Source organism: Salinicola socius, assembly GCF_001937195.1.
GTDB classification, from domain to species: Bacteria; Pseudomonadota; Gammaproteobacteria; order Pseudomonadales; family Halomonadaceae; genus Salinicola; species Salinicola socius.
Genome location: NZ_MSDO01000043.1, coordinates 1 through 22,622 on the forward strand (window position 1 = coordinate 1; position 22,622 = coordinate 22,622).

General features: G+C 59.6%; 7 protein-coding genes. 6 read left to right on the forward strand and 1 reads right to left on the reverse strand.

The annotated features are described in order from the left end of the window. Positions 1 to 2,648, forward strand: a 2,648-nt coding sequence (locus tag BTW07_RS18450) for a sensor histidine kinase (protein WP_075571629.1), incomplete at its 5' end; no start/stop codon positions are given. Further along, positions 2,641 to 3,348 (forward strand): response regulator, encoded by a 708-nt coding sequence (locus BTW07_RS18455; RefSeq protein ID WP_075571630.1) that lies wholly within the window; start codon positions 2,641 to 2,643, stop codon positions 3,346 to 3,348. The genes BTW07_RS18450 and BTW07_RS18455, both read left to right, overlap by 8 nt. Before the next feature lie 7 nt (positions 3,349 to 3,355). Here BTW07_RS18455 and BTW07_RS18460 read toward each other — a convergent pair whose 3' ends face one another. Next, the gene (locus BTW07_RS18460) at positions 3,356 to 4,387 is read right to left on the reverse strand and encodes an FAD:protein FMN transferase (RefSeq protein ID WP_075571631.1); all 1,032 of its coding nucleotides are present in this window, start codon (positions 4,385 to 4,387) and stop codon (positions 3,356 to 3,358) included. A gap of 149 nt (positions 4,388 to 4,536) precedes the next feature. On the opposite strand from BTW07_RS18460, the gene BTW07_RS18465 reads away from it, so the two are divergent. The 4 genes from BTW07_RS18465 to BTW07_RS19715 all read left to right on the forward strand — a co-directional run. Continuing rightward, on the forward strand, positions 4,537 to 5,313 hold the full coding sequence (locus tag BTW07_RS18465) for a DeoR/GlpR family DNA-binding transcription regulator (RefSeq protein WP_075571632.1): 777 nt from the start codon (positions 4,537 to 4,539) through the stop codon (positions 5,311 to 5,313). A 44-nt stretch (positions 5,314 to 5,357) separates the two neighbouring features. Further along, positions 5,358 to 7,238, forward strand: coding sequence for a glutamine--fructose-6-phosphate transaminase (isomerizing) (gene glmS / locus BTW07_RS18470; RefSeq protein WP_075571633.1), 1,881 nt, complete (start codon positions 5,358 to 5,360; stop codon positions 7,236 to 7,238). A gap of 261 nt (positions 7,239 to 7,499) precedes the next feature. Then, positions 7,500 to 9,119: a ShlB/FhaC/HecB family hemolysin secretion/activation protein gene (locus tag BTW07_RS18475; RefSeq protein ID WP_244158459.1), complete on the forward strand. Its 1,620-nt coding sequence runs from the start codon at positions 7,500 to 7,502 to the stop codon at positions 9,117 to 9,119. 75 nt (positions 9,120 to 9,194) lie between these two features. Next, positions 9,195 to 22,622, forward strand: a 13,428-nt coding sequence (locus BTW07_RS19715) for a two-partner secretion domain-containing protein (RefSeq protein WP_075571634.1), incomplete at its 3' end; no start/stop codon positions are given.

Genomic DNA, 22,622 nt, shown 5'->3' on the forward strand with positions numbered 1-22,622 from the left:
TGCTGGGCGTCATCGAAGCACACGGCCGCGATGAGACCGAACGCCTGTGCGACGGGCTGCCGAGTCTGGCGCTGACGCCCAGGGAACGTCATGGGCGCACCTTCCATGAATTCGACCTAGACGCTGCGCTGGCGCGTCGACCGCAGATCCTGCTGGTCGACGAACTGGCCCATCGCAATATTCCCGGCGGTCGTCATGCCCGGCGCTGGCAGGATATCGAAGAGCTGCTCGATGCAGGTATCGATGTCTGGACCACGCTCAACGTCCAGCATGTCGACAGTCTCAACGACGACGTGGCGCGGATTACCGGTATTCGGATGCGCGAAACCGTACCCGATCGGCTGATCGCTCGAGCCCGGGACATTTCGTTGATCGATCTCACGCCGCAGGAGCTGATCGAGCGCCTGCAGCAGGGCAAGGTCTACGTGCCGGAACAGGCGCGGACGGCGCTGGAGCACTATTTTTCGCCTGGCAACCTCACCGCGCTGCGTGAACTGGCGCTACGCGTGATGTCGGATCGCCTCGACAGCGACGTGCGCCAGGTCATGGATGCCAGCGGCGTGGCGGGCCCCTGGCCGGTGCGGGCAAAACTGTTGGTGGCGGTGAAAGGCAAGCGTAGCGATCACGGACTGCTGCGGGCTGCCAGCCGCTGGGCCCAGCGTCACCAGGCACCCTGGCAGGCCGTGCAGGTCACGCCGCTTCGCGATGTCGATCCCGCCACGGCCAGCGAGTCGAGCAATCTGCGCCAGCAGGCCGAGCAGTTGGGCGGGCGTTGGGAAACTCTCAGCGGTGACGACCCGCTGGCGGAGCTGTTGGACCACGCGGCACGCCACAACATCACCGCCTTGATGATCGGGCGGGCGACTTCACGGCGACAGGCGTGGTGGCAACCCGTTTGGTGGCGATCGGGATGGCGACGACCGCTGGTCGACCGGCTGCTTTCGCGGCGTCCGCCGTTCGATCTGATCGTGCTGGCCGACGAAGAGGCGATGACGCGGCCCTCTCGCCCCCGCTGGCGACCACCATTGGCGCGGGAGTGGCTGTGGCCGCTGGTGGGCACAGCGCTGGCGGCGCTGGCGGCCCAGCTGCTCTCGACCCAGGTCGAACTGGCCAATCTGTCGCTGATCTTCCTGGCTGCCGTCCTGGCCAGTGCGCTGCGCGCGGGCACGCGCTCGGCGATGCTGGCGGTGGTTTTCAGCGCTCTGGTCTACAACTTCCTGTTCACCGAGCCGCGGTTCACGCTGGCCATGATCCATCAGGATCAGGTCCTGACGGTGCTGATCTTCTGCCTGGTAGCGGTGGTCGCGGGCCAGCTGGCGGGCAAGGTGCGGCGGCAGTTGAGCGAACTTCGGCAAAGTCGCCATCGGATCCAGGAGATGCTGTCGATCTCGCGCTCGTTGGCGAGTGCGGCCGATCACGCCCGCGTTCGCGACATTGCGGTCAAGGCGCTGGCCGACACGCTCGGGCTGCCCTGCGTGTTCGTCGAGAGCGACGATGCTGCCGGGCCGCCCCGGGTCACGGCCTCCCACCCGGGACAGATTGCGCTCGAACCCCCTGCGCTGCAGGCGTCGCGATGGACGCATCAGCATGCGCGGCCGAGCGGTCACGGTACCCAGACCCTGAGCGCGCAGCGCTGGCGGTTCGTGCCTGTCGTCGGAAACGACACGCTACGCGGCGTGCTGGGGCTGGCGCTGGGGGATCGCGAGCGTCCGCTCGATGCCGCCGAAGAGGCGCTGATCGACAATCTGGTCAACCAGCTGGGCAGCGCGCTGGCCCGCACCCGGCTGGTCGCCGATCTCGGCACCGCGCGGCTGGCCGAAGAGAACGAACGTCTGCGCTCGGCACTGCTGTCGTCGGTCTCCCACGATCTGCGCACGCCGCTGGCCTCGATCATCGGCTCCGCCAGTTCGTTGCGGGAGCTCTGGTCGCAGCTGGCCGAAACCGACCGCCAGGAACTGCTCGACGGCATTCTCAGTGAAAGCGAACGACTCAATCGCTACATTCAGAACCTGCTAGACATGACCCGGCTGGGTCATGGCGGACTGAAGCTCGAGCGAGACTGGGTCGCGCTATCGGATATCATCGCCTCCGCCCTCAAGCGTCTCAAATCGGTGGTCGAACCGCTGACGGTGGAGCGTCATCTTGGCGCCGACCTGCCACTGCTATACGTCCATCCGGCGCTGATCGAACAGGCATTGATCAACGTGATCGAGAACGCCGCGCGATTCTCACCCCAGGGTGGGCGATTGCGCATCTCCGGTGCCAGGGAGGCCGATCAGGTGGTGATCCATGTCACCGACCAGGGGCCGGGTATCGACGAGGCGCTGCGAGAACGCATCTTCGACATGTTCTTCAGCGGTGGCGAGGGCGACCGCGGCCCACAGGGCAGCGGTCTCGGACTCGCGATCTGTCGGGGCATGGTCGGCGCCCACGGCGGCGAGATCAGCGCCGGCCCGGCGGACTGGGGGCAGGGCACCGATATCCAGATCCGGTTGCCGATCTGGGAACCTCCCGCCAGCGAGGTGCCCGCGGAGGGGCAGCACCAGCCTTCGGGGAATGCAGTGGAGAATGACGTGACGGCGATAGAGAATGGCGGGACGGCCATGGAGAATCGCGGCAACGCGGTCGAGAGGAGCAGGAATGAGTGATTCGGCGATGGGGGAACGCGGGCCGCGCATTCTGCTGATCGAGGATGAGCGTCAGATCCGTCGTTTCATGCGAATCAGCCTGACCTCTCAGGGGTTCGAGGTGATCGAGACGGAAGACGGCAATACAGGCATGTCGGCGTTCAATCATCAGCGCCCCGATCTGGTGCTTCTCGACCTGGGGCTGCCGGACGTGGACGGCATGGAAGTGCTCGATGCGCTGCGTGCCCAGAGCGAGGTGCCGGTGCTGGTGGTATCGGCACGTGCCAGCGAAGCGGAGAAGGTGGCCGCGCTGGATGCCGGCGCCAATGACTACATCACCAAACCGTTCGGCATTCAGGAACTGCTGGCGCGGGTACGGGCCGCGCTACGCACGACCACACCCGGCACCCTCGGCGAGGGACTGAAGCTCGGCGAGCTGACCATCGATCTGGCTCGACACCGGATCGTTCGGGGCGAAGAGGCCGTCCATCTCACGCCACGCGAGTTCAGCGTGCTGGCGATGCTGGCACGCCAACCCGATCGTGTCGTCACTCAGCATCAGCTGCTGGCGGAGATCTGGGGTCCGGTTCACGTCCACGACACCCACTACCTGCGTATCGTCGTCAGCCGTCTGCGCCAGAAGCTGGGCGACGATCCCGACGCGCCACGGCTGATCCAGACCGAAGCCGGCATCGGCTATCGACTCGGTTCGTTCGGTTAGGTCGATTTCACTTCATCTCCTTCACGAGCCCGGACTCGACCAGCGCCGGGCTGCGGCTTTCGATCAGCTTTCCGTTCCGATCCTCTCGAATGAACAACACCGCCAGATGTTGCTGGCGCGCCACCTGCATGCCCGCCTGCTGCCCCAGACACAGCATGGCGGTCGCCCAGGCGTCGCCGACGCGCGGATCGCTTCCGATCACGCTGGCGGAGACCAGATCGTGGCTGACCGGTGATCCGGTACGGGCATCGAGGATGTGCGAATAGCGATGGCCTTGCGCATCGAAAAAATGGTGGTACGTCCCTGAGGTATTGATGGAAACGCCATCCTCGCCGGTTATCTCCAGCACTTTCTGTACCGCGAGGTTGCCCGGCGATGGGCGTGCTATCGCGACCTTCCAGCGGCTGCCATCCGGTTTGTGGCCCTTGATCAGCGTGTCACCGCCGAACTCGATCAGGTAATCGTGAACGCCGGCGTTTTCCAGTACGCGCTGCAGGCGCCAGAGGGTATAACCCTCGCCGATGGATGACATATCGATGGAGAGTGCCGGCAGCGTCTTGCGTATCCGGCTACCGCCTTCATCCAGCGTGACGTGGTCATAGCCAGTCTCGGCAAGCGTCGCATCGATCTGCTGTCGGTCGGGAGGCTGGAATTCGTCCGCCCGGAAACCCCACAGATCGAACAGCGGCGCGATCGTCGGATCGTAGCATCCCCGGGAATCGCGATGGACGGTCCGGGCGATCGCCAGCAGCTGCGTTACCTCCGGCGGCAAATCCTGCCAGTCGGTGGAGCGACTGCGATTGAAGCGCGCGATCAGCGAGTCATCGCGATAGTTGGAGATCCACAGGCCGATCTGCTCCAGAGCCTGGTCAAAGGCTTGCTTCACCCGATCGCCGTCGACATCACCCTCGGTCCACCAACTGATATGAAAGGAGGTGCCTTCGGCATCACCCTGATACTTCTGGATGTCGGGTGGCCGCGAACATCCTCCGATGACGATCAGCACGAAAGTCAAAACAACGGCGTGGAAACAACGCATCGTGAACATTCCTGGCGGGGCGATCAACTTCAGGGAGGGGCCATTTTCGCAGATCTGCGGTTCAAAGACGCTCTGGCGCTTACCGATTTCCTTGACAAAATCTGCCGGTGGAGTTTCGATGTGATCGAATTATCTTACGAAGTGAAAGAATGCCGAAACGCGACACCGCTCAGCGCCGCCATGCCATTCTCGCCTACGTCAACGAACACGGGGAAACCCCGGTCGAGACGTTGGCGAGCCGCTTCGCGATCTCAGAAGTCACCGTCCGCAAGGATCTCAACACGCTCGAGCGCAGCGGCCTGCTGCTACGGCGCTACGGCGGCGCGGCGCCTCTGCCCCAGGAGATGCTGAGCGAACCGGCGCAGTCGCTGTCGCCGTTCAAACAGGCGATTGCCCGGGCGGCGCGAGCGCGCATCCGCGAGCACAACCGAATCATCGTCGACAGCGGCACCACCACCGCCGCGTTGATCGGCGAACTGGGCGGTCTGCGCGGTCTGGTGGTGATGACCAACTCGCTCGCCGTGGCCGGTGCACTGCGCGAGCTGGAGTCCGAACCGGCGCTGCTGATGACCGGCGGCACCTGGGACCCGCATTCGGAATCCTTCCAGGGCCAGGTCGCCGAGCAGGTGCTGCGGGCCTACGACTTCGACCAGCTCTTCGTCGGTGCCGACGGCATCGATCTCGAACGCGGCACCACCACCTACAACGAGCTGTTCGGCCTCACCCGGGTGATGGCCGAGGTCGCCCGCGAGGTGGTGGTGATGGTGGAGGCCGACAAGATCGGCCGCCGTATCCCCAATCTGGAACTGCCCTGGTCGCGCATCGACACGCTGGTCACCGACTGGCGACTCGACGACGTCTCGGCGACCGCCATCGAACGCCAGGACGTGGCGCTGGTGGTCGGCGAACGGCCCGCGGATCAGTAAAGCGAATCAGTAAGACCGTCAACGAATTCTGAAAGGTATCGACTATGTGTGGAATCGTCGCCGCGCTGGCTGCGCGCAACGTGCAGGGCATCCTGCTGGAAGGGCTGAAGCGACTCGAGTACCGCGGCTACGACAGCGCCGGGATGGCAGTGCTGGAGAACGGGACACTCGTGCGCCAACGCGCCAACGGCAAGGTCGCGGCGCTTGAGGAGAAGCTGACCCAGCGGGCGCTGAAGGGCAGCATCGGTATCGCCCACACCCGCTGGGCGACCCACGGCAAGCCCTCCGAAGTGAACGCTCACCCACATCTGGCGCGTGAGCGGTTGGCGATCGTCCACAACGGCATCATCGAGAACTTCGAGCCGCTCAAGGATGAATTGGAAGCCGATGGCGTGACGTTCGAATCGGAGACCGACACCGAGGTCGTCGCCCACCTGATCGATCGCGCCTTTCGCCATCAGAACAGGGCCAATCAGGACGGTGGCGAGACCGGCGATCTGCTGGCGGCGGTACAGGCCACCCTCGACCGTATCGACGGCGCCTACGCGCTGGCGGTGATGCACGCCGATGCGCCGCGAGAAATCGTTGGCGCCCGCAAGGGCAGCCCGCTGGTCGTCGGCGTGGGTATCGACGAGAACTTCCTCGCCTCCGATGCGCTGGCGCTTTTGCAGGTCACCGACCGCTTCATTTATTTGCAGGAGGGCGACGTGGTCCGCCTGTCCGATGCCCACGGCATCGAGATTTTCGCCGCCGACGGCCAGCCGGTCGAACGCCCGGTGCACACCTTCGAGCACGGTGACAGCGCCGCCAGCCGCGGCGAGTATCGTCATTTCATGCTCAAGGAGATTCACGAGCAGCCGACGGTGATCGCCGCCACGCTGGAAGGCCGGTTGAGCGGTTCCCACGTGCTCGAGAGCAGCTTCGGTGTCGGCGCCAGGGCGCTGTTCGAGCGGGTCAAGCAGGTGCATATCGTTGCCTGCGGCACCAGCTACCACGCTGGCATGGTGGCACGCTACTGGCTCGAGAAGCTCGCCGGCCTGCCAACCACGGTCGAAGTCGCCTCCGAGTATCGCTACCGCGAAGTCGTCGTGCCGGAAAACACCCTGTTCGTCACGCTCTCCCAGTCCGGCGAGACCGCCGATACCCTGGCGGCGCTGCGCTATGCCAAGAGCCGTGCCAAGAGCCGTGACAAAACATCGGGTTATCTGGGGACGCTGGCGATCTGCAACGTGCCCGGCAGCTCGCTGACGCGGGAATCCGATCTGGCGCTGATGACCCAGGCCGGCCCGGAGATCGGCGTCGCCTCCACCAAGGCATTCACCACCCAGCTCGTCGCCCTGATGCTGCTGACGCTCTCGCTACGCAAGTCTCGCGGCGATGAGCGCGAAGCGGCTCTGGTTCAGGCGCTACGCGGCCTGCCGGCGGTTCTCGACAACGCGCTGGCCATGGATGGCCCGATCGCCGAACTGTCGGAAGCCTTCGCCGAGAAGCACCATGCGCTGTTCCTGGGTCGCGGCACCCAGTTTCCGATCGCCCTGGAAGGTGCGCTCAAGTTGAAGGAGATCTCCTATATCCACGCCGAGGCGTACCCGGCCGGCGAGCTCAAGCACGGGCCGCTGGCGCTGGTCGACGCCGACATGCCGGTGGTCGCCGTCGCGCCCAACGACGAACTGCTGGAAAAACTCAAGTCCAACCTGCAGGAAGTCCGCGCCCGGGGCGGCGAGCTGTTCGTGTTCGCCGACGAAGGCGTGGCGCTGACCGCCGCCGAAAACCTGCGCGTGCTCCACGTACCGCCTGTGGATGAATTGCTCGCCCCCATCGTCTACACCATTCCGCTGCAGCTGCTCTCCTACCATGTCGCCGTGCTCAAGGGCACCGACGTCGACCAGCCGCGCAACCTGGCCAAGAGCGTGACGGTGGAGTGAGTGCGTTATGGTGGCGTGCAAAAGAGAGTCGTGCCGGGTACCGGCTCTCTTGATGTAATCGGTTTACGCCAATTTCTGTAGGAGATTGGCGCTTTCGCCCTATTCGTTTCAAGCGACAGTGTAACTGGCCGTTAATGGTTTTGCGTTCAGCAAAAACCAGGGGCCTGATCGGTGTTTGTCCGTCATTTTTTTGCAGCCAGCCTTTTCTTCATCGTCACGATGTGGGGGTGGCCAACTCTGGCCGTAGGCGACGACGATCGAATGACGGGCAACGTCAATTTCGAACTCGATGAATCCCAGCGTCGACTGGAACAGCAGAAACGGCGTCTCGAGGCACTCGATCGCCTGCCAGGGTCTGAACCCGCCTCCCGAACTTCGCCCTCACCATCGGCGGAAAAGCCCTGCCTTCCCATTCATGAAGTCGACATGGAAGGCGTCACACTGCTGAACTCACGGGAGAGGCGGGCACTGGCCGACGGCATTCGCGACCGGTGTGCTACCGCGGACGACCTCAACGAATTGCTGAGGTCAGTCACCCAGGCCTATCTCGATCATGGCTACGTCACCTCCCGCGCCTATCTTCCCCAGCAGGATCTCTCCAGCGGACATCTTCGTGTCATTGTCGTCGAAGGACGAATAGAAGCTTTCTCTTACCAGCACGACGACATATCCGACACGGAACTGACGATGGCCACCCCGGTAGAACCGGGGGCCCTGCTCAATATCCGGGATCTGGAGCAGTTGATCGATCAGTTGAATCGACTGCCCTCCAATCAGGCAAGACTGGCGCTTCGGCCTGGTGATGAGATCGGTGGCAGCGTGGTCGGTATCGACAACGCTCCGGGGCGCCCGCTGCACGTGTCGCTCGGCCGCAACAACGGTGGCAGTCAAGGCACCGGGGAGCAGCAATGGCAGGCAGGAATACGCTGGGACAGCCCCCTCGGGTTAGCCGACCAGTTGACGTTTCAACTCGGGCAAGCCGTGACCCGACGTGACGATGCCGACTCCGACAGTCGCTATATCCGATATGAAGTGCCCTACGGTTATTGGACTTTCGATTACAGCTACAGTCGAAGCCAATACCGCACGCACGCTGAAGCCAATGGCTTCATCTTTGCGCTCGATGGCATCAGCGAAAAGCATGCAATAGGCCTCGAGCGGCTGATACTCCGCGACCGTACCAGCAAGACCGGCGTCAGGGTCGGGCTCAGCAAGTCGTCGACGCGTAACAACATTGACGGTACCCGCATCGAGGTCAGTAGCCAGGAGCTCAGTGAGCTGGAACTGGGGATCAATCATGGGCGCCGAGTGGGCAGTGCGCTGATCAACTTCGATTTGGGGTGGCAGCATGGCCTGACGAGCTTCGGCGCGCAGAGAGACGTAGATCGATCCGCTGCCGAACCTTCTGCCCAGTATCGCAAGAATACCCTGGCGCTCAGCTACTGGCAGCCCTTCTCCCTGTTCGATCAATCATTGAGTTTCACGAGTTTTGCCTATGGGCAATGGAGTCACGATGTGCTCTACAGCCCGCAACGGCTGACCATCGGTGGCGAGAGTACCGTACGTGGCTTCAAGGAACAGTCGCTCAGCGGTGACAGCGGTGGCTACTGGCGCAACGAGATCGGCTGGCGACACCCCTTCGATATCGCCAGACCGCTGTTCGATACCTGGAACCTGTCGTTGGCTTATGACGCTGGGGTCATTCGTCACGGCCAATACAACCCGGAGCTCCACGGCCGGATGAGTGGATATGCGCTCTCGCTGGGGCTGAGCGGGAAGCATCTTTCGGCGAACGTCAGCTTTGCTCACTCGCTGGAACGGCCTGCCGTCATCGATTCCAGAGAGACCCCCGTTTATTTCGACATCCGGCTCGATATCTGAGCGCCGGTCGATGTAGCCGGTGAATGGCAAGAAAAAGTAAAGAAACACAAAAAGAGACGAAGGGACTAGTCAGCAATGAACGCCAGATCCAACGGATTCCGTTACCTTGCCATCACCCTGATCAATGCGCTCTTCTGGCATCCGGTATTGGTGCTGGCCGATGGCATTGTCGTGTCCTCCGGCGGCGGCAACACGCATCTGGACCAGGCCGGTAACGGCGTTCCTGTCATCGATATTGCGACCCCCAATGGCAAGGGACTCTCCCACAATACTTTCAGTGACTACAACGTCGACCAGCGCGGGCTGATTCTCAACAACGCCACGACCAAATGGCAAGACACCCAGCTCGCCGGCAAGATCGTCGGCAACCCCAACCTTAGAGATCGGGCAGCGAGCCTGATCGTCAACGAGGTCAACGGTGGCAGCCCCAGTCGACTTGCCGGCTATACCGAGGTGGCCGGAGCCCGTGCCAACGTGGTCGTTGCCAACCCCTACGGCATCACCTGTGACGGTTGCGGGTTCATCAACAGCCCCCGGGTCACGCTATCTACCGGCAAGCCGATAGTCGAAAACGGCGAACTCGATCATTACGCCGTCGAGCGAGGACAGGTGGCTATCGAAGGGCTGGGGCTGGACGCGACCCAGGTCGATCAGTTCGACATCATCACGCGCGCCGCCAAACTGAACGCCGACATTCATGCCCATCGGCTGGATATCGTTACCGGGGCCAACGATGTCTCTGCCGATGACCTCTCCGCGACGCCACGTGCGGGCAAGGGAGCCACTCCCGCGCTGGCCCTCGATGCTTCGACATTGGGGGGGATGTACGCTGACCGTATCTCTCTGATCGGGACCGAAGCGGGTGTGGGTGTCCGCGTGGCAGGCGATATGGCCGCCAGCGCGGGTGATATCGTCATCGATGCCGCGGGGCATCTGGAACTGTCCGACACCGCCGCGGCGCGGCGTCTGGACGTGCGGGCTGCGTCCATCGACGCTGAAGGACAGCTACGTGGAGAGCGGCGACTGGCAATCCATGCCACTGGCGACATGGCCCTCTACAGCAATGTCTCCAGCGCTGGCGACATCTCTCTCGAAGCCGGCGGCAAGATCACCCAGCAAGGAGAGGTGATTGCCGGCGTCGAGGAGAGCAAGCGTCTCGAGGGAAGACGTTTGACGGTGCACGCCGATCGCATCGACAACCACGGGCGGCTGGATGCCACCCAGCAACTGAAGATCGATGGACGTGTCGCCAGCAACCATGGGCAACTGTTGGCCAACGAGATTGCGGTGACGGCCCGCGACGCGATCGATAACACCGCCACCATTCAGGGACAGAGCGTCAGTCTCGACACCGCATCGCTGCATAACGATCGGTCCGACGCCACGATAGCGGCCGAGCGGGACCTCGATCTGCGCGCGCCGCGGATCGTCAACCGGGGCGATCTGCGGTTCGGTAGCGGCCAGGACGTCATTCTCGATATCGATAGCCTTGATAACCAGAAGGGCCGATTCCTGCTCGACGATGGCGATCTCGACCTGAAAGCCGTCGAGCTCGTGAATGACGATGGCGTGGTTCACGCCGACGGGCTGTCAATGGCTGGCCAGACTCTGAGCAATCGCAACGGCGGCCTGATCGATGCCTCGGCCGGCGGTGCGAAGCTCGATTTCGATCGGCAGATCGACAACTCCTCGGGCCAGCTTCAGGCGACCGGCGCCCTGCACCTTACCGGCGGGGACGTTTCCAATCGCAGAGGGAAGATCTTGGCCGCCACTCTTACCCTCGAAGGCGACTCGCTCGACAACCGGAATGGGCTGATTTCGAGCCGCACCAGCGACGTTGCCATCGGTGTCACCCGTCGGCTGGATAACGACGCAGGACACATCGAGGCTAAGGAAGCGTTGACGCTTAAGGCCCGTAGCTTAGATAACCACGCCGGAGTCATGCTCGCCGACCGCGTCAAGGTCGCTGCCGACAGCCTCGCCAACGAAGCGGGAACGGTCAGTGCCGAGCAAGGGAATCTCTACGTCGAGGCGAGGGAGAACCTCGACAATGATGGCGGTCATCTGCAGGCAGCACGAGGTGAAGTCATCGTTAGTGCCGACACTGTTACCAACCGTCAGGGCGACCTGCTCGGACGGCTCGTCAATGTCACCGTAAAGCGCTCGCTGGACAATGATGGCGGACGTATCACTGCCACGGAGGGCGCGCTGGATATGACCACCGGCGGCGGCCTCGACAACACTCAGGGTGTGCTTCGAGGTAGCGATCTTCGTCTCGAAATGGGCGCGTTGACGGCTAACCAGTCCGGTCTGATTTCGGCAGATGACGGGGACCTGCAACTCATCACCCACGGCGTACTGAATAACGCCAGCGGCCAGTTACAGGCCCGGCACAAACTGACGCTAGATAGTACTGGAACCATCGATAACGACGCCGGCACCGTGGTTGCCGACCGCGTCGGCATAGATGGCAGTTCCCTGAGTAATCTGAAAAGTGCCATCAGTGCCGAGCGGGGTGATCTCACCATCAAGGTTGGAGGTGAGATAGACAATACGAGTGGATATCTGCAAGCCCTCGCCGGCGATGTACGGCTCGACGCCGGTTTGGTCATCAACGATCAAGGTACAGTTTCAGCCCATACCATCGGATTGGCCGCTAGTGACGATGTCGCCAACGTGGGTGGCAGGATCGTAGCTGGTGAGGGCGATCTCCTGATGAAAGTTGGCGGTGGTTTGGATAACCGCGACGGCATCTTGATCGGGAACGCGCTCAATCTTGAGTCCGAAGCAATGACGAGTAACCAGGGTGGTGTTATCGGTGCCAAGGATGGAAGCGTTACGGCCAAGCTCCGCAATAATCTCGACAATGATGGTGGGCTGATCCAAGCCACAAAAGCGCTGTCACTCGATGCCGCGAAAATCAGCAATCTCAATGGGCGTGTGATTGCCAAGGACATCGCGCTTACTGCGGCAGAGCTGGATAACCGTCGTGCAGGTATCGTCAGCGCCGAACACGGCGATGCCACCCTGATACTGTCTCGGCGGTTAGATAATGATGGCGGTACCCTCCAAGCGGCCAACGATCTGCACTATCAAGGCGGCGACCTGAGTAGTCGCAAAGGGCGAATCATCGCCGATACGCTCTCCCTATCCGCTGCTTCGCTGTTTAACCAGGATGGATTGATCTCCGCCAATGCAGCAGCTACGAACATCGACGTTGCTGGTGATCTTGATAACGCTCAGGGGCAGATTCAGGCGCAGGACACGCTCAAGGTCAATGCCGCCAACCTGGACAACGACGGCGGCACACTGGTCGCGGATAGCGTGACACTCACAGCGTCCGCCGTGACCAATGAAGGCGGTGCGATCAGCGCTGAGCAGGGAGATATCAATATTGATGCCAGCAATGGCCTCGATAATGAAGGAGGGCTCATACAGGCGGTGCAAGGTGTCGCCGGGATCATTGCCGGGAGTCTCACCAATCTTCAGGGCGATCTGCTGGGGCGGCGTGCCAACGTAAACGTGAAGCACTCGTTGGACAATGGCGGTGGCCGCATCGCCGCCACCGAGGGAGATCTCGATCTTACCGCCGACGGTGGCCTCGACAATACCCGAGGCGTTCTGCAAGGCAGTGGCGTGCGCATTGAAGTGGGAACACTGTCGGCTAACCAGTCCGGTCTGATCTCGGCCGATGGCAGTAACTTGGAGATCATCGCGCATGGTGCAGTGAACAATGCCAACGGTCAGTTGCAGGCCATGAATGAGTTGACTCTCGCCAGCGAAGGCGACATCGACAACGATGCAGGCACCGTAATCGCAGACAGTCTGTCGGTTAGTGGCCATACCCTGAGCAACCAAAGAGGGAACGTCAGCGCCGAGCAGGGCAACCTCGCCATCAGTATTAATGGCGGCCTCGAAAATACCCAGGGTGTACTTCGCGGTAATGACGTTCGACTCGAAACGGGAAGCTTGGCGGCCAACGAAGACGGCCTAATTTCGGCAGATGAGGGCGACCTGCAACTCGTCGTGCGCGGTGAGCTGGTTAACGCCAATGGGCAGTTGCAGGCTCTGCAGGATTTGACGCTCGATAGCGGCGCAGAGATTGATAACGACGCGGGCATTATTATCGCCGACAGTATCAATGTCGATGGTAGTGCCCTAAGCAACCGGGAAGGTGGTATCAGTGCTGAGCAGGGCAACCTGAGTATCGACATCGAGAAGATGCTCGACAACACGCAGGGCAACCTGAGTGGTCAATCAGTCAACATCAAGGCGCTGTCGCTGAACAACCAAGAGGGATTGATATCCGCGGATGCAGGATCGGTCTCCTTGGTCGTGGCGGATGCCGTGGACAACGTCAGTGGTACGATCCAAGCCCAGGAGGCCGAAACCCGCAAGGACCGGATCCAGCTCGAAAGCGCCAGTTTGGACAATCGCGCGGGACGAATCATCGCGGGCAATGTCGGTGTGACGGTAAACGGCGATCTCGATAATTCGGAGGGTGTGTTGCTGGCAGACAAAGCATCGCTTGACCTCTCCGTTGCGGGCACTCTTCTCAATCGACTGGGTCAACTAAAGGCACAGGAGGAAATGCAGCTCACTGCAGCAACGTTGAACAACGTTCTCGGTAGCTTGTTGGCACCGGCGCTGAAGCTGCATGCGGAAGGAGACGTATCGAATGCCGGGGGAGAAATGCTGGCTACCCGGGGGGCACTCTTGCTCACCGCCGGCGCCGGCACCGATAACACGGGCGGCAAACTGGTTTCCAATAGAGACCTGACCTTGGTCGCCAACGATGTCATCAATCTGGAAGGACTGATCACAACCGTTTCAGGTAACGCCGAGGTGGCATCAAAGGGTACAACCGACAATCGAGGGGGAACGCTGCAGGTTGCCGGTGTCCTGATCCTCCGTGCGACGGAAGCAATTCTTAACGAAGCGGGTGCTGTGAGCGCTGGCGCGCTGGAGTTGGCGGGAGGTGAGGTTAATAACGACGGAGGCATTATCAGTTCGGAGCAAGGGCCGCTGCGAATCGATGTCCAGCGGCGGCTCGGTAACGTCGATGGTGCCATTCAGACGGGGGAAAATAGCGATGAAACGTTGAGCATCGATGCCGGCACGATAGATAACCGTACCGGCAGAATGATTGCGGGCGCTCTGCAATTGACTGGCCACAACAAATTGGACAATAGCCAGGGAGAATTGATCGCAGATATTGGTTCGATCGATCTAAAAACCGGCGGTAAAGCGGACCTGCTCAACGTCGGCGGAACGATCCAAGCGTTCTCCCGTCTCGGTATCGATGCAGGTAATTGGAACAATACCTCGGGTACCGCGTCTGGTCGATACGTAGAAAGCAATTTCCAGAACTTGGCCAACCATGAGTTGGGGTTGATTGTCGCTTCGGATGGTCCACTCGAATTGAGAGCGACAGGCACCATTGAGAACATTGGTGGCCGAATGCAGTCCGCGACACATCTGAAAATGGATGTCTCGAGATTCGATAACAGTCATGGAATCCTGTTGGCCAACACGCTTCGAGTGGCAAGCAACTCTCTCGTCAACGCACAAGGTATACTGTCGAGTATCGACGACATGACGCTACGCGTCTCCGATATTTTCGACAATACCGCCGGAAGCGTTCGCGCCCGAGATGGCAGCCTGACGATCGAAGGGGCGGCGACTTTCCTCAACACAGGGGGTCGGCTGGCATCGCCTCGTCTCGAGCTGACAGTGGCTGATGTCGACAATCGTCGCGGAGAGTTGATTTCCGACAATGTTGATATCACCGCAGTGACACTGGACAATCGGGAAGAAGGGCTGATTTCCGCCGATGCCGGCGATCTTTCTATAGCTGTCGATAATTTGGACAACCGCAATGGCCAGTTGCAGGCTCGCGATACCCTCTCCGTCTCAAGCGAATCTCTCGATAACAGTAGCGGTACCCTGGTCGCCAATCAGGTGTCTGTCGACGCCGATACGCTGGATAACAACGATGGCGTTGTCAGTGCTGAAACTGGATCACTTTCGCTGCAGGTTTTCGGGACTCTCAACAATGTTGGCGGTTATCTTCAGGCTTTAGACAGTGTTGTGGATCTGGTAACTGATACTTTCGACAACAGCAACGGAACTCTGCTGGCAGATACCATCGATCTCCTGGCCCAGGGTAATGTTCGGAATCAGGGTGGTCGAATATCCGCACGTCGTGGCAATCTCACACTCGAAGCGGCAGGTAGCGTCGATAATACCGGGGGCGCGATACGCGGTGATGCTCTCGGTATCCGGGCGGCGTCGCTGATCAATAGCGACAATGGTCTGATAACAGCCGATAAAGGAGGTTTGACGCTGGATCTGGAGGGTAACCTCGATAATATCGGTGGCGCCATTCAGGCCCATGACGATACGTATCAAGCGAGTCGACGCAAGGATATCGTCCAGATCCAGGCAAATGGCATCGACAACAGGCATGGTCGGGTGGTCGCAGGCGAAGTCGGCCTGACTCTGCGTGGCGATCTGGATAACACCCAAGGGATACTGTTGGCAGACCGCGCCATCATGATGCTTGACGCCGATGGACAACTGAATAATCACAATGGGGCCATCGAAGGCAAGAGTGTTCGGATATCCGGGAATTCGTTTGATAACTCCGGCGGATATCTCGGTGCTGATGAAGGGTTGATCGACCTGCTACTGGAAGGCTCCCTGGTCAACGAACAGGGGCAAATTCAGGCACAAGATGGTCTGACAATGCGAGCAGGCGATCTGAATAATGATCATGGCAAGCTGGTCGCGGCTTCCTTGGCTTTGTTTATCGACAGGGTATTGTCCAACCATGGTGGCGGGATACTGGCGTCCGATAACTCGCTTCTGATCGATTCACAGGGCAGCCTGGACAACACTGGCGGTACCCTGGCCGCCACCGGCAAGTTGGAACTGCTGAGTGGCTCCCTGATCAACCAGCAAGGCGTGATCGCCTCGGCGTCCGGCGATGCCAAGCTGACCTCACAGAGCAATATCGACAATGATGACGGCAGGCTGCAAGCCGCGGGCGAACTGGCCTTGGATGCTGGAGCAGCCATTCTCAACGCTGCCGGCATCATGACTGCGGATGTGCTGCAATTGGCCGGTCGAGCGTTCGATAACACCCGCGGTATCGTCAGTGCTGCCCAGGGTCCGTTATCCCTGCACATTCAGGAAGGGATCGACAATCGGGATGGGGTTCTTCAGGCCGGCGATGGTGATTCGGGACGGTTGATTTTAGCCGCAGACAGCGTCGACAACCGCAAGGGGCGAATGGTCGGAGGAGTTCTCGATCTCGGGACCCAGGGCCGGTGGGATAACCGACAGGGTGAACTGATCGCCGATCGAGGAGAACTGAACCTCGACGTCGCCAATGACGACGCTTTACTCAACAGTGAGGGGCATATTCGCGCCGCCACTGGGCTAAAAGTGATCGCTGGAAGTTGGAACAACGACGCGGGCCTCGCCGTGGGCGCCAGCGTGAATGTGGGCCTCGGAACACTGGTCAACCGTGAGTCGGGACTGATCGGCACCACTGACGGGCCGCTCGATTTGCAGATCGAGCAGAACGTTGACAACCGCGGAGGTCAGTTGCAGGCCGTTGGGCCCATGAGCCTGGAAACCGGTCAGTTGAATAACGCTCATGGTGTCCTCTTGTCAGACACGTTACGGGTCGAAAGTGACGAGCTGAACAATGCACAGGGAGCCTTGTCGAGCCTTGGCAAACTCGAACTTATCGTCTCCCGATCCATCGATAATAGTGCCGGTCATATCCTTTCGAAAAACGGCACTATCGATATCCATCGGGCCCAGACACTAATCAATGACGATGGACAAATATCGGCTTCTCATCTCGAGCTGATGGTGGACGATCTCGACAACCGTCGAGGACAACTGATTGGCGACCGTCTCGAATTGCATGGAGGCAAGATTGACAACAGCGACGAGGGCCTGATAGCCGCCGGCGGAGATGGGATGTTGATCGATGCCGCCAGTCTCGACAATTCGAAAGGCAGACTCCAGGCCGATGGCCGAATCGACGTCCAGACCGGAACGTTAGACAACACCGAGGGAGTGCTGCTGGCGGACGGTGTGCGTCTCACCAGTAACGGATTCGTCAATGACCAGGGCGCGATACTTGGGGGGAAAGATGGGGTCACATTGACACTCGATGGCCTTGGGGACAATCGTCGCGGAGTGATCGATGCCCAAGGCGGTGTGTTGCAAATATCGTCCAACGATCAAACGCTCGACAATCGGGGCGGCTCTCTCAGTGGTCAACAACTCACTTTCTCCGTCGACCGCCTCGATAACCGCGCCAACGGCCAAATCGCTGGCAGGAAAATTGAACTCGAAGGACACTCCCTGCTCGATAACCGCAGTGGCCGGATCATCGCCGACAATGGCGCGCTGACGCTTGGTGCCGCCGCTATCGACAATCGCGGCGGGTTGATCCAGGGCGACAGTGTAAACCTGCAAGGCGACCGTCTCGACAACGGGAATGGAGGGCTGCTTTCTAGTCTCCAGGGGTTGTTGAAAATCGTGCTCGGCGATCGCTTGAACAATGTGGCCGGACGCATTCTGGCCAATGGCATGCTGGATATCGACCCACCGCTGGTGGACAACACCAACGGCCAGATTGCCGGAGAGGAAATAGCGCTCACTGCGGGAAGACTGGTCAACGCCGGCGGTATCGTCGAAGCACAGAGCCAGCTTAGCCTCGACGCCGGTTCGATCGCCAATGACAATGGCAGCTTGCGGTCGCTGGGTGGGGAACGTAGCGTTCTGAAGGTCGAAGCCACCCTGGACAATCGTAGCGGGGAGATCGGCATTGGTAGCCACGATTTCCAACTCGAAGCCGGCGATCTCTTGAATTCCCTTGGCACCATGCTGCATGCCGGCACGGGGCTCTTCACTCTGCTGGCGGACTCGCTCAACAATCGCGATGGCGACGTGCAAGGCACTGCGAGCGGCAGCTTCGATGTCGATCATCTGGTAGGTACGGGGCGATGGCAGTTCAACGACGCGATCACATTTAGAACCGATGATATTCTCGATCTGGACAGCGACGAGCGCATTGCGAGTGCCGGTGACCTGACGCTGGATGCGACAGCTATCGATAACAATGGAAAGCTACTCGCTAATGGCGATCTTTTCCTCACCAGTCGAGGAGATATCGTCAACGCTGGGACGATTTCGAGCCAGGCCGCGCTCAATGTCATGGCGCGCGGCCTGTCCCAGCACGACGGCCGAATAGCGAGCGAAGGCAACGCAACCTACCGTCTGAGCGGTGGACTGGATAATCTCGGTAGGCTCGTCGCCGGTGGCAATATCGACCTCCAGGCAGCGGATATCGATAATCGCGGCACTCTAGGCAGCCAGCAAGATCTTCGTCTCGTTAGTCGAAGTGGTATCGACAATTATGCAGATACGCTGTTGTTCTCCGGCGAGGAAATGACCCTTCGGGGCAAGCGTCTGACCAATACTTATGGCGATATCTACAGCCGGGGCGGCATCGATTTCGCACTGGACGATCAGCGTAACTTTGCAGACAGACTTGAAAATAGTTCAGGGACTATTGAAGCAGAGAGTAATATTTACCTAAAGGTTGCAGATATAATCAATAAAAAAGAGGTTTTTGAAACATCTGAAAATATTGAAAGTCGTCAAATAGAAACGACCAACTATGTGGCGAAAAAATATCGAACTTATGCGGCCAGGAACAATAAAAATCAGGATTGGCCTAAAGATAAAATTCCTATCATCAGACGGGTTTTTCAAGACTACAAAGTAATAGAAAAGTCTGACAAAAAAATAGTTTTGGATTCAGCGGCGTCGCAAATAATTTCTAGCGGCAATATTGATATTGCAGCAAAAGATATGGTCAATGAAAATAGTTTTGTTGCTGCCGGTGGGGATTTGTCTATTAGAGTGGATAGACTCATCAACCGTGGAGAAACAGAAGAGAAAAAGACAAGAATAACCGTTTACGCAGGAAAGCCCAGTAATTTAAGTGGTTATAAAATTCGTCAGGTCAGTGATCTCAAGAAAGCCTACCAAGACGATGTTGAGGAGCTAGAGAAAGACACTTTTTCACCCAATAGACAAGCGCGACCTGCTGCTGAGACAGCTTTGGAAGCCTTGCTATCGGAGGGGGAGCCTGAGAACAAGACTCAGCCGGCAGAAATTGTTGTTTGGAATCAAAAAGGTGGACTTGATAACGATAGAAATCCGCTTGACATCCCCAATGTGGTGGCTAAAAAAACACTCGAGAGCGATGTCACGGTACGTCAAAGCATAGGGGCACTTTCACCTGCCACAATACAGGCCGGAGGAATCATATCCATTCATGCCGCTGAGAGTATTGGCAATGGTGAGGTTGAAGAAAGCCAGGGTGTTCAATTACAAGGAAAAGGCGCTGACACCGACATCGACGCAGCCGTTTCCGTAGTAGATATTTCACTCGGACATCGCAAGAGTGCCCATCCTACGAGTTCGCAACCGACAATCAATGTTTCTCATGATCGTTACGATCTCGATGCTACAGGGAGCGATTTCGATTTCGGCGATACAGAGTCGTTGCAAGGCAATGCCAAGAGGACATCGGTAGGACGCCAGCAAGACCTCAATATCGGCATTGATAAAAACGTTGGAACGCCTTCGAGGATTAGCCAAAGTAACGACGAGGCCGTTGCAACGCACTATGTCCCTGGCTCTTCGGTTTCGAACCCTGATCCCGATGACTTTGAAACCCCAGTCGTCGACAGTCAGCGAGCGTCGGTATCGTTACCGATAGACGTTGGTGCAGGAACTGACACCGATACCTCCCGACAGGTGTGGTCGAAAGGAGAAGATGGAAGTGTCGTTCGGCATGTTGATGTCGATACCCCCCGGCAGACGTCGCCGAAAGGGTTGGAGAACAGCGTTGCTGTTCAGCGTATCCACGATCAGCCAACCGATGGCGGTGATAGCGCTGCTTCGCTCGCTCCCGTCGTGGGCGATGGCATTGAGGGGCGCCAAGTTGCCACACTGCCTTCCTCGGGAGTCGGTTTTGCCCCTGTCGATTATCACGGGGTGGAATTCGAGCGTGTCTCCCCGGCATCCCTGTCGAGCTTCCGTCTTCCCAAGGGTGACTATGGTCTGTTTGTCAAAAGCACGGCGCCAAAGAGCCACTACCTGATCGAGACCAATCCCGAATTCACTGCCGTCGAGAATGTCATTGGTTCCGACTATCTGCTCGACAAACTCGATTATAGCGATGACAGCGCCTACCAATTGCTTGGTGATGGCCGTTATGAATCTCGTTTGATTCGAGACGCGATTCAAGCGTCGACGGGTAGCCGTTTCCTGGATGATCGCCTCGACGACGATTACCAGCAGTATCGCTACCTGATGGACAACGCCATTACGGCTCAGGATGCCTTGCAACTGACGGTTGGGGTTGGCCTCACACCCGAGCAGACGGCGGCCCTGACCCACGATATCGTTTGGCTGGAAAGCCAGGAGATCGATGGCGAAACGGTATTGGCTCCCGTGCTCTATCTGGCTCAGGTAGATGAGCGCAACGTCCGCGGCGGCAGTCTGATTCAAGGTCGCGATATCGAGCTGATAGCCGGGGGCGATCTGATCAATGTTGGCACCATCAAGGCCGCCAACGACCTGACAATGAACAGCGGGGGCAGCATCCTTCAGGGAGGGCTGGTCGAAGCCGGGAATCGCCTCGACATGAGCGCGGTCAACGATATTCGTAACGCCGTAGCCGGGGAGATACGCGGCCGAAACGTCTCTCTGGAGACGTTGAAGGGCGATATCGTCAATGACCGTACGGCAATTACCGCCGGGTATGGCAAGTCCTACCAGACCTATCTCGACGCCGGAGGATTGATATTTTCCCAAGAGGACCTTCGTTTAGACGCTGGTCGCGATCTGATCAACCGCAGCGAGATACTCAGTCTCGGCGCCATTGAAGCGAACGCCGGCCGCGACATCCTGCTGGATGCCGTCAAGGACTCCTGGAAAGAAGATACTGCCTATGGTGCGGGTCGCATCGAGACAGCGACCACTCACTTGGGATCTTCACTCGAAGCGGCCAACGATCTCGTCCTGACAGCCGGTGAAAACATTTCGGTTCTGGGTAGCCGAGTTTCCACAGGAGGAGCGCTGGAGCTGTGGAGCGGCGACGATATTACCGTCAGTGCACTGAAGGACAGCTACCAGCGTATCGATACCGGTTCGGGTGGGAGAAAGCTCGCAGAAAAGAGCACCACCACGCAAACCGCCAGTCAATTGCTCAGCGATGGCAGGGCCGCCCTGGCTGCGGGGCGCGATATCGATATCCGCGCGAGTCGGCTCGACAGCGGCGCGGATATCAGCCTGACGGCCGCTAACGATGTCCGAATCGCGGCCGGGGAGCAGAACCGAAGAACGGAATCGGCCGGATTCAGTCATCGAAAGACGAGCGAGCGGGTCGAACAGGTCGCCAGCCGAATCGATGCCACGGGAGATCTGACGGTTGCGGCAGGCCGTGACATCGACATGGTCGCCAGCCGGTTGGAATCTGGTGAGAGCCTGCGCCTGAGCGCCGGTCGTGATCTTACGCTGAATTCAGCCGCCGATAGTCTGGAGGAAAACTACCGGTCCAGCTCGACCAAGCAAATTCATCGAGAGATTCGCCAGCAAGGCAGTGAACTCCGAGCCGGCGCCGACCTGACGCTGGTCGCTGGAAGTGACGTCAATGTCACTGCTGGCCGCCTGGAAGCGGGCGATCAGGCCTATCTGGTTGGCGGTGGTAACGTCAACCTGCTGGCCGCCAAAGATGAAGACTACGACTTCTATGAAAAGAAAGTGGGAGGCGGTCTGTTCGGTGGCAGCAACCAGCGCGACGAAGTCACCGACACCCGCGCGGTCGGGACGACCGTCGAGACCGGTGGTGACCTCACCATCGCCAGCGGCGGAGACCAGACCTACGAGGCCGCCAGGCTCGATAGTGGCGAGGATCTCAGCCTCACCAGCGGCGGCGGCATCACCTTCGCCGGGGCATTGGATACTCGCACAGAGTCTCATGATAAGAGCAAGAGCAATTGGGCGTGGCAGTCGGCCAAGGGTAAAGGCCAGACCGACCAGACGCTGCGCCAGAGTGAGCTGCTCGCCCAAGGGCAGACGCTGATCCAGGCAGCCAACGGCCTCAACATCGACGTTAGCCACATCGACCAGCAGACGGTCAGCCAGACCATCGACGCCATGGTCACTGCCGATCCCGACCTCGCTTGGCTCAAGACGATGGAAGATCGCGGCGATATCGACTGGCGTGCGGTCAAGGAGATTCACGACAGTTGGGACTACAGCCAATCGGGGCTGGGTCAGGGAGCGGCGCTAGCGATCAGTATTGCCGCCACGGCCATGATGCCTGGCATTGGCGCTGGCCTGAGTGGCGCCATGATGACAGCTGGCGCGGGATCGCTGGCCGCCACCGGCGCGGTCAGC

Bases quoted from the DNA above. Each gene is read 5' to 3' on its own strand.
- BTW07_RS18455 (WP_075571630.1), top strand. From the start codon at position 2,641: ATGAGTGATTCGGCGATGGGGGAACGCGGGCCGCGCATTCTGCTGATC.
- BTW07_RS18460 (WP_075571631.1), bottom strand. From the start codon at position 4,387: ATGCGTTGTTTCCACGCCGTTGTTTTGACTTTCGTGCTGATCGTCATC.
- BTW07_RS18465 (WP_075571632.1), top strand. From the start codon at position 4,537: ATGCCGAAACGCGACACCGCTCAGCGCCGCCATGCCATTCTCGCCTAC.
- glmS (WP_075571633.1), top strand. From the start codon at position 5,358: ATGTGTGGAATCGTCGCCGCGCTGGCTGCGCGCAACGTGCAGGGCATC.
- BTW07_RS18475 (WP_244158459.1), top strand. From the start codon at position 7,500: ATGACGGGCAACGTCAATTTCGAACTCGATGAATCCCAGCGTCGACTG.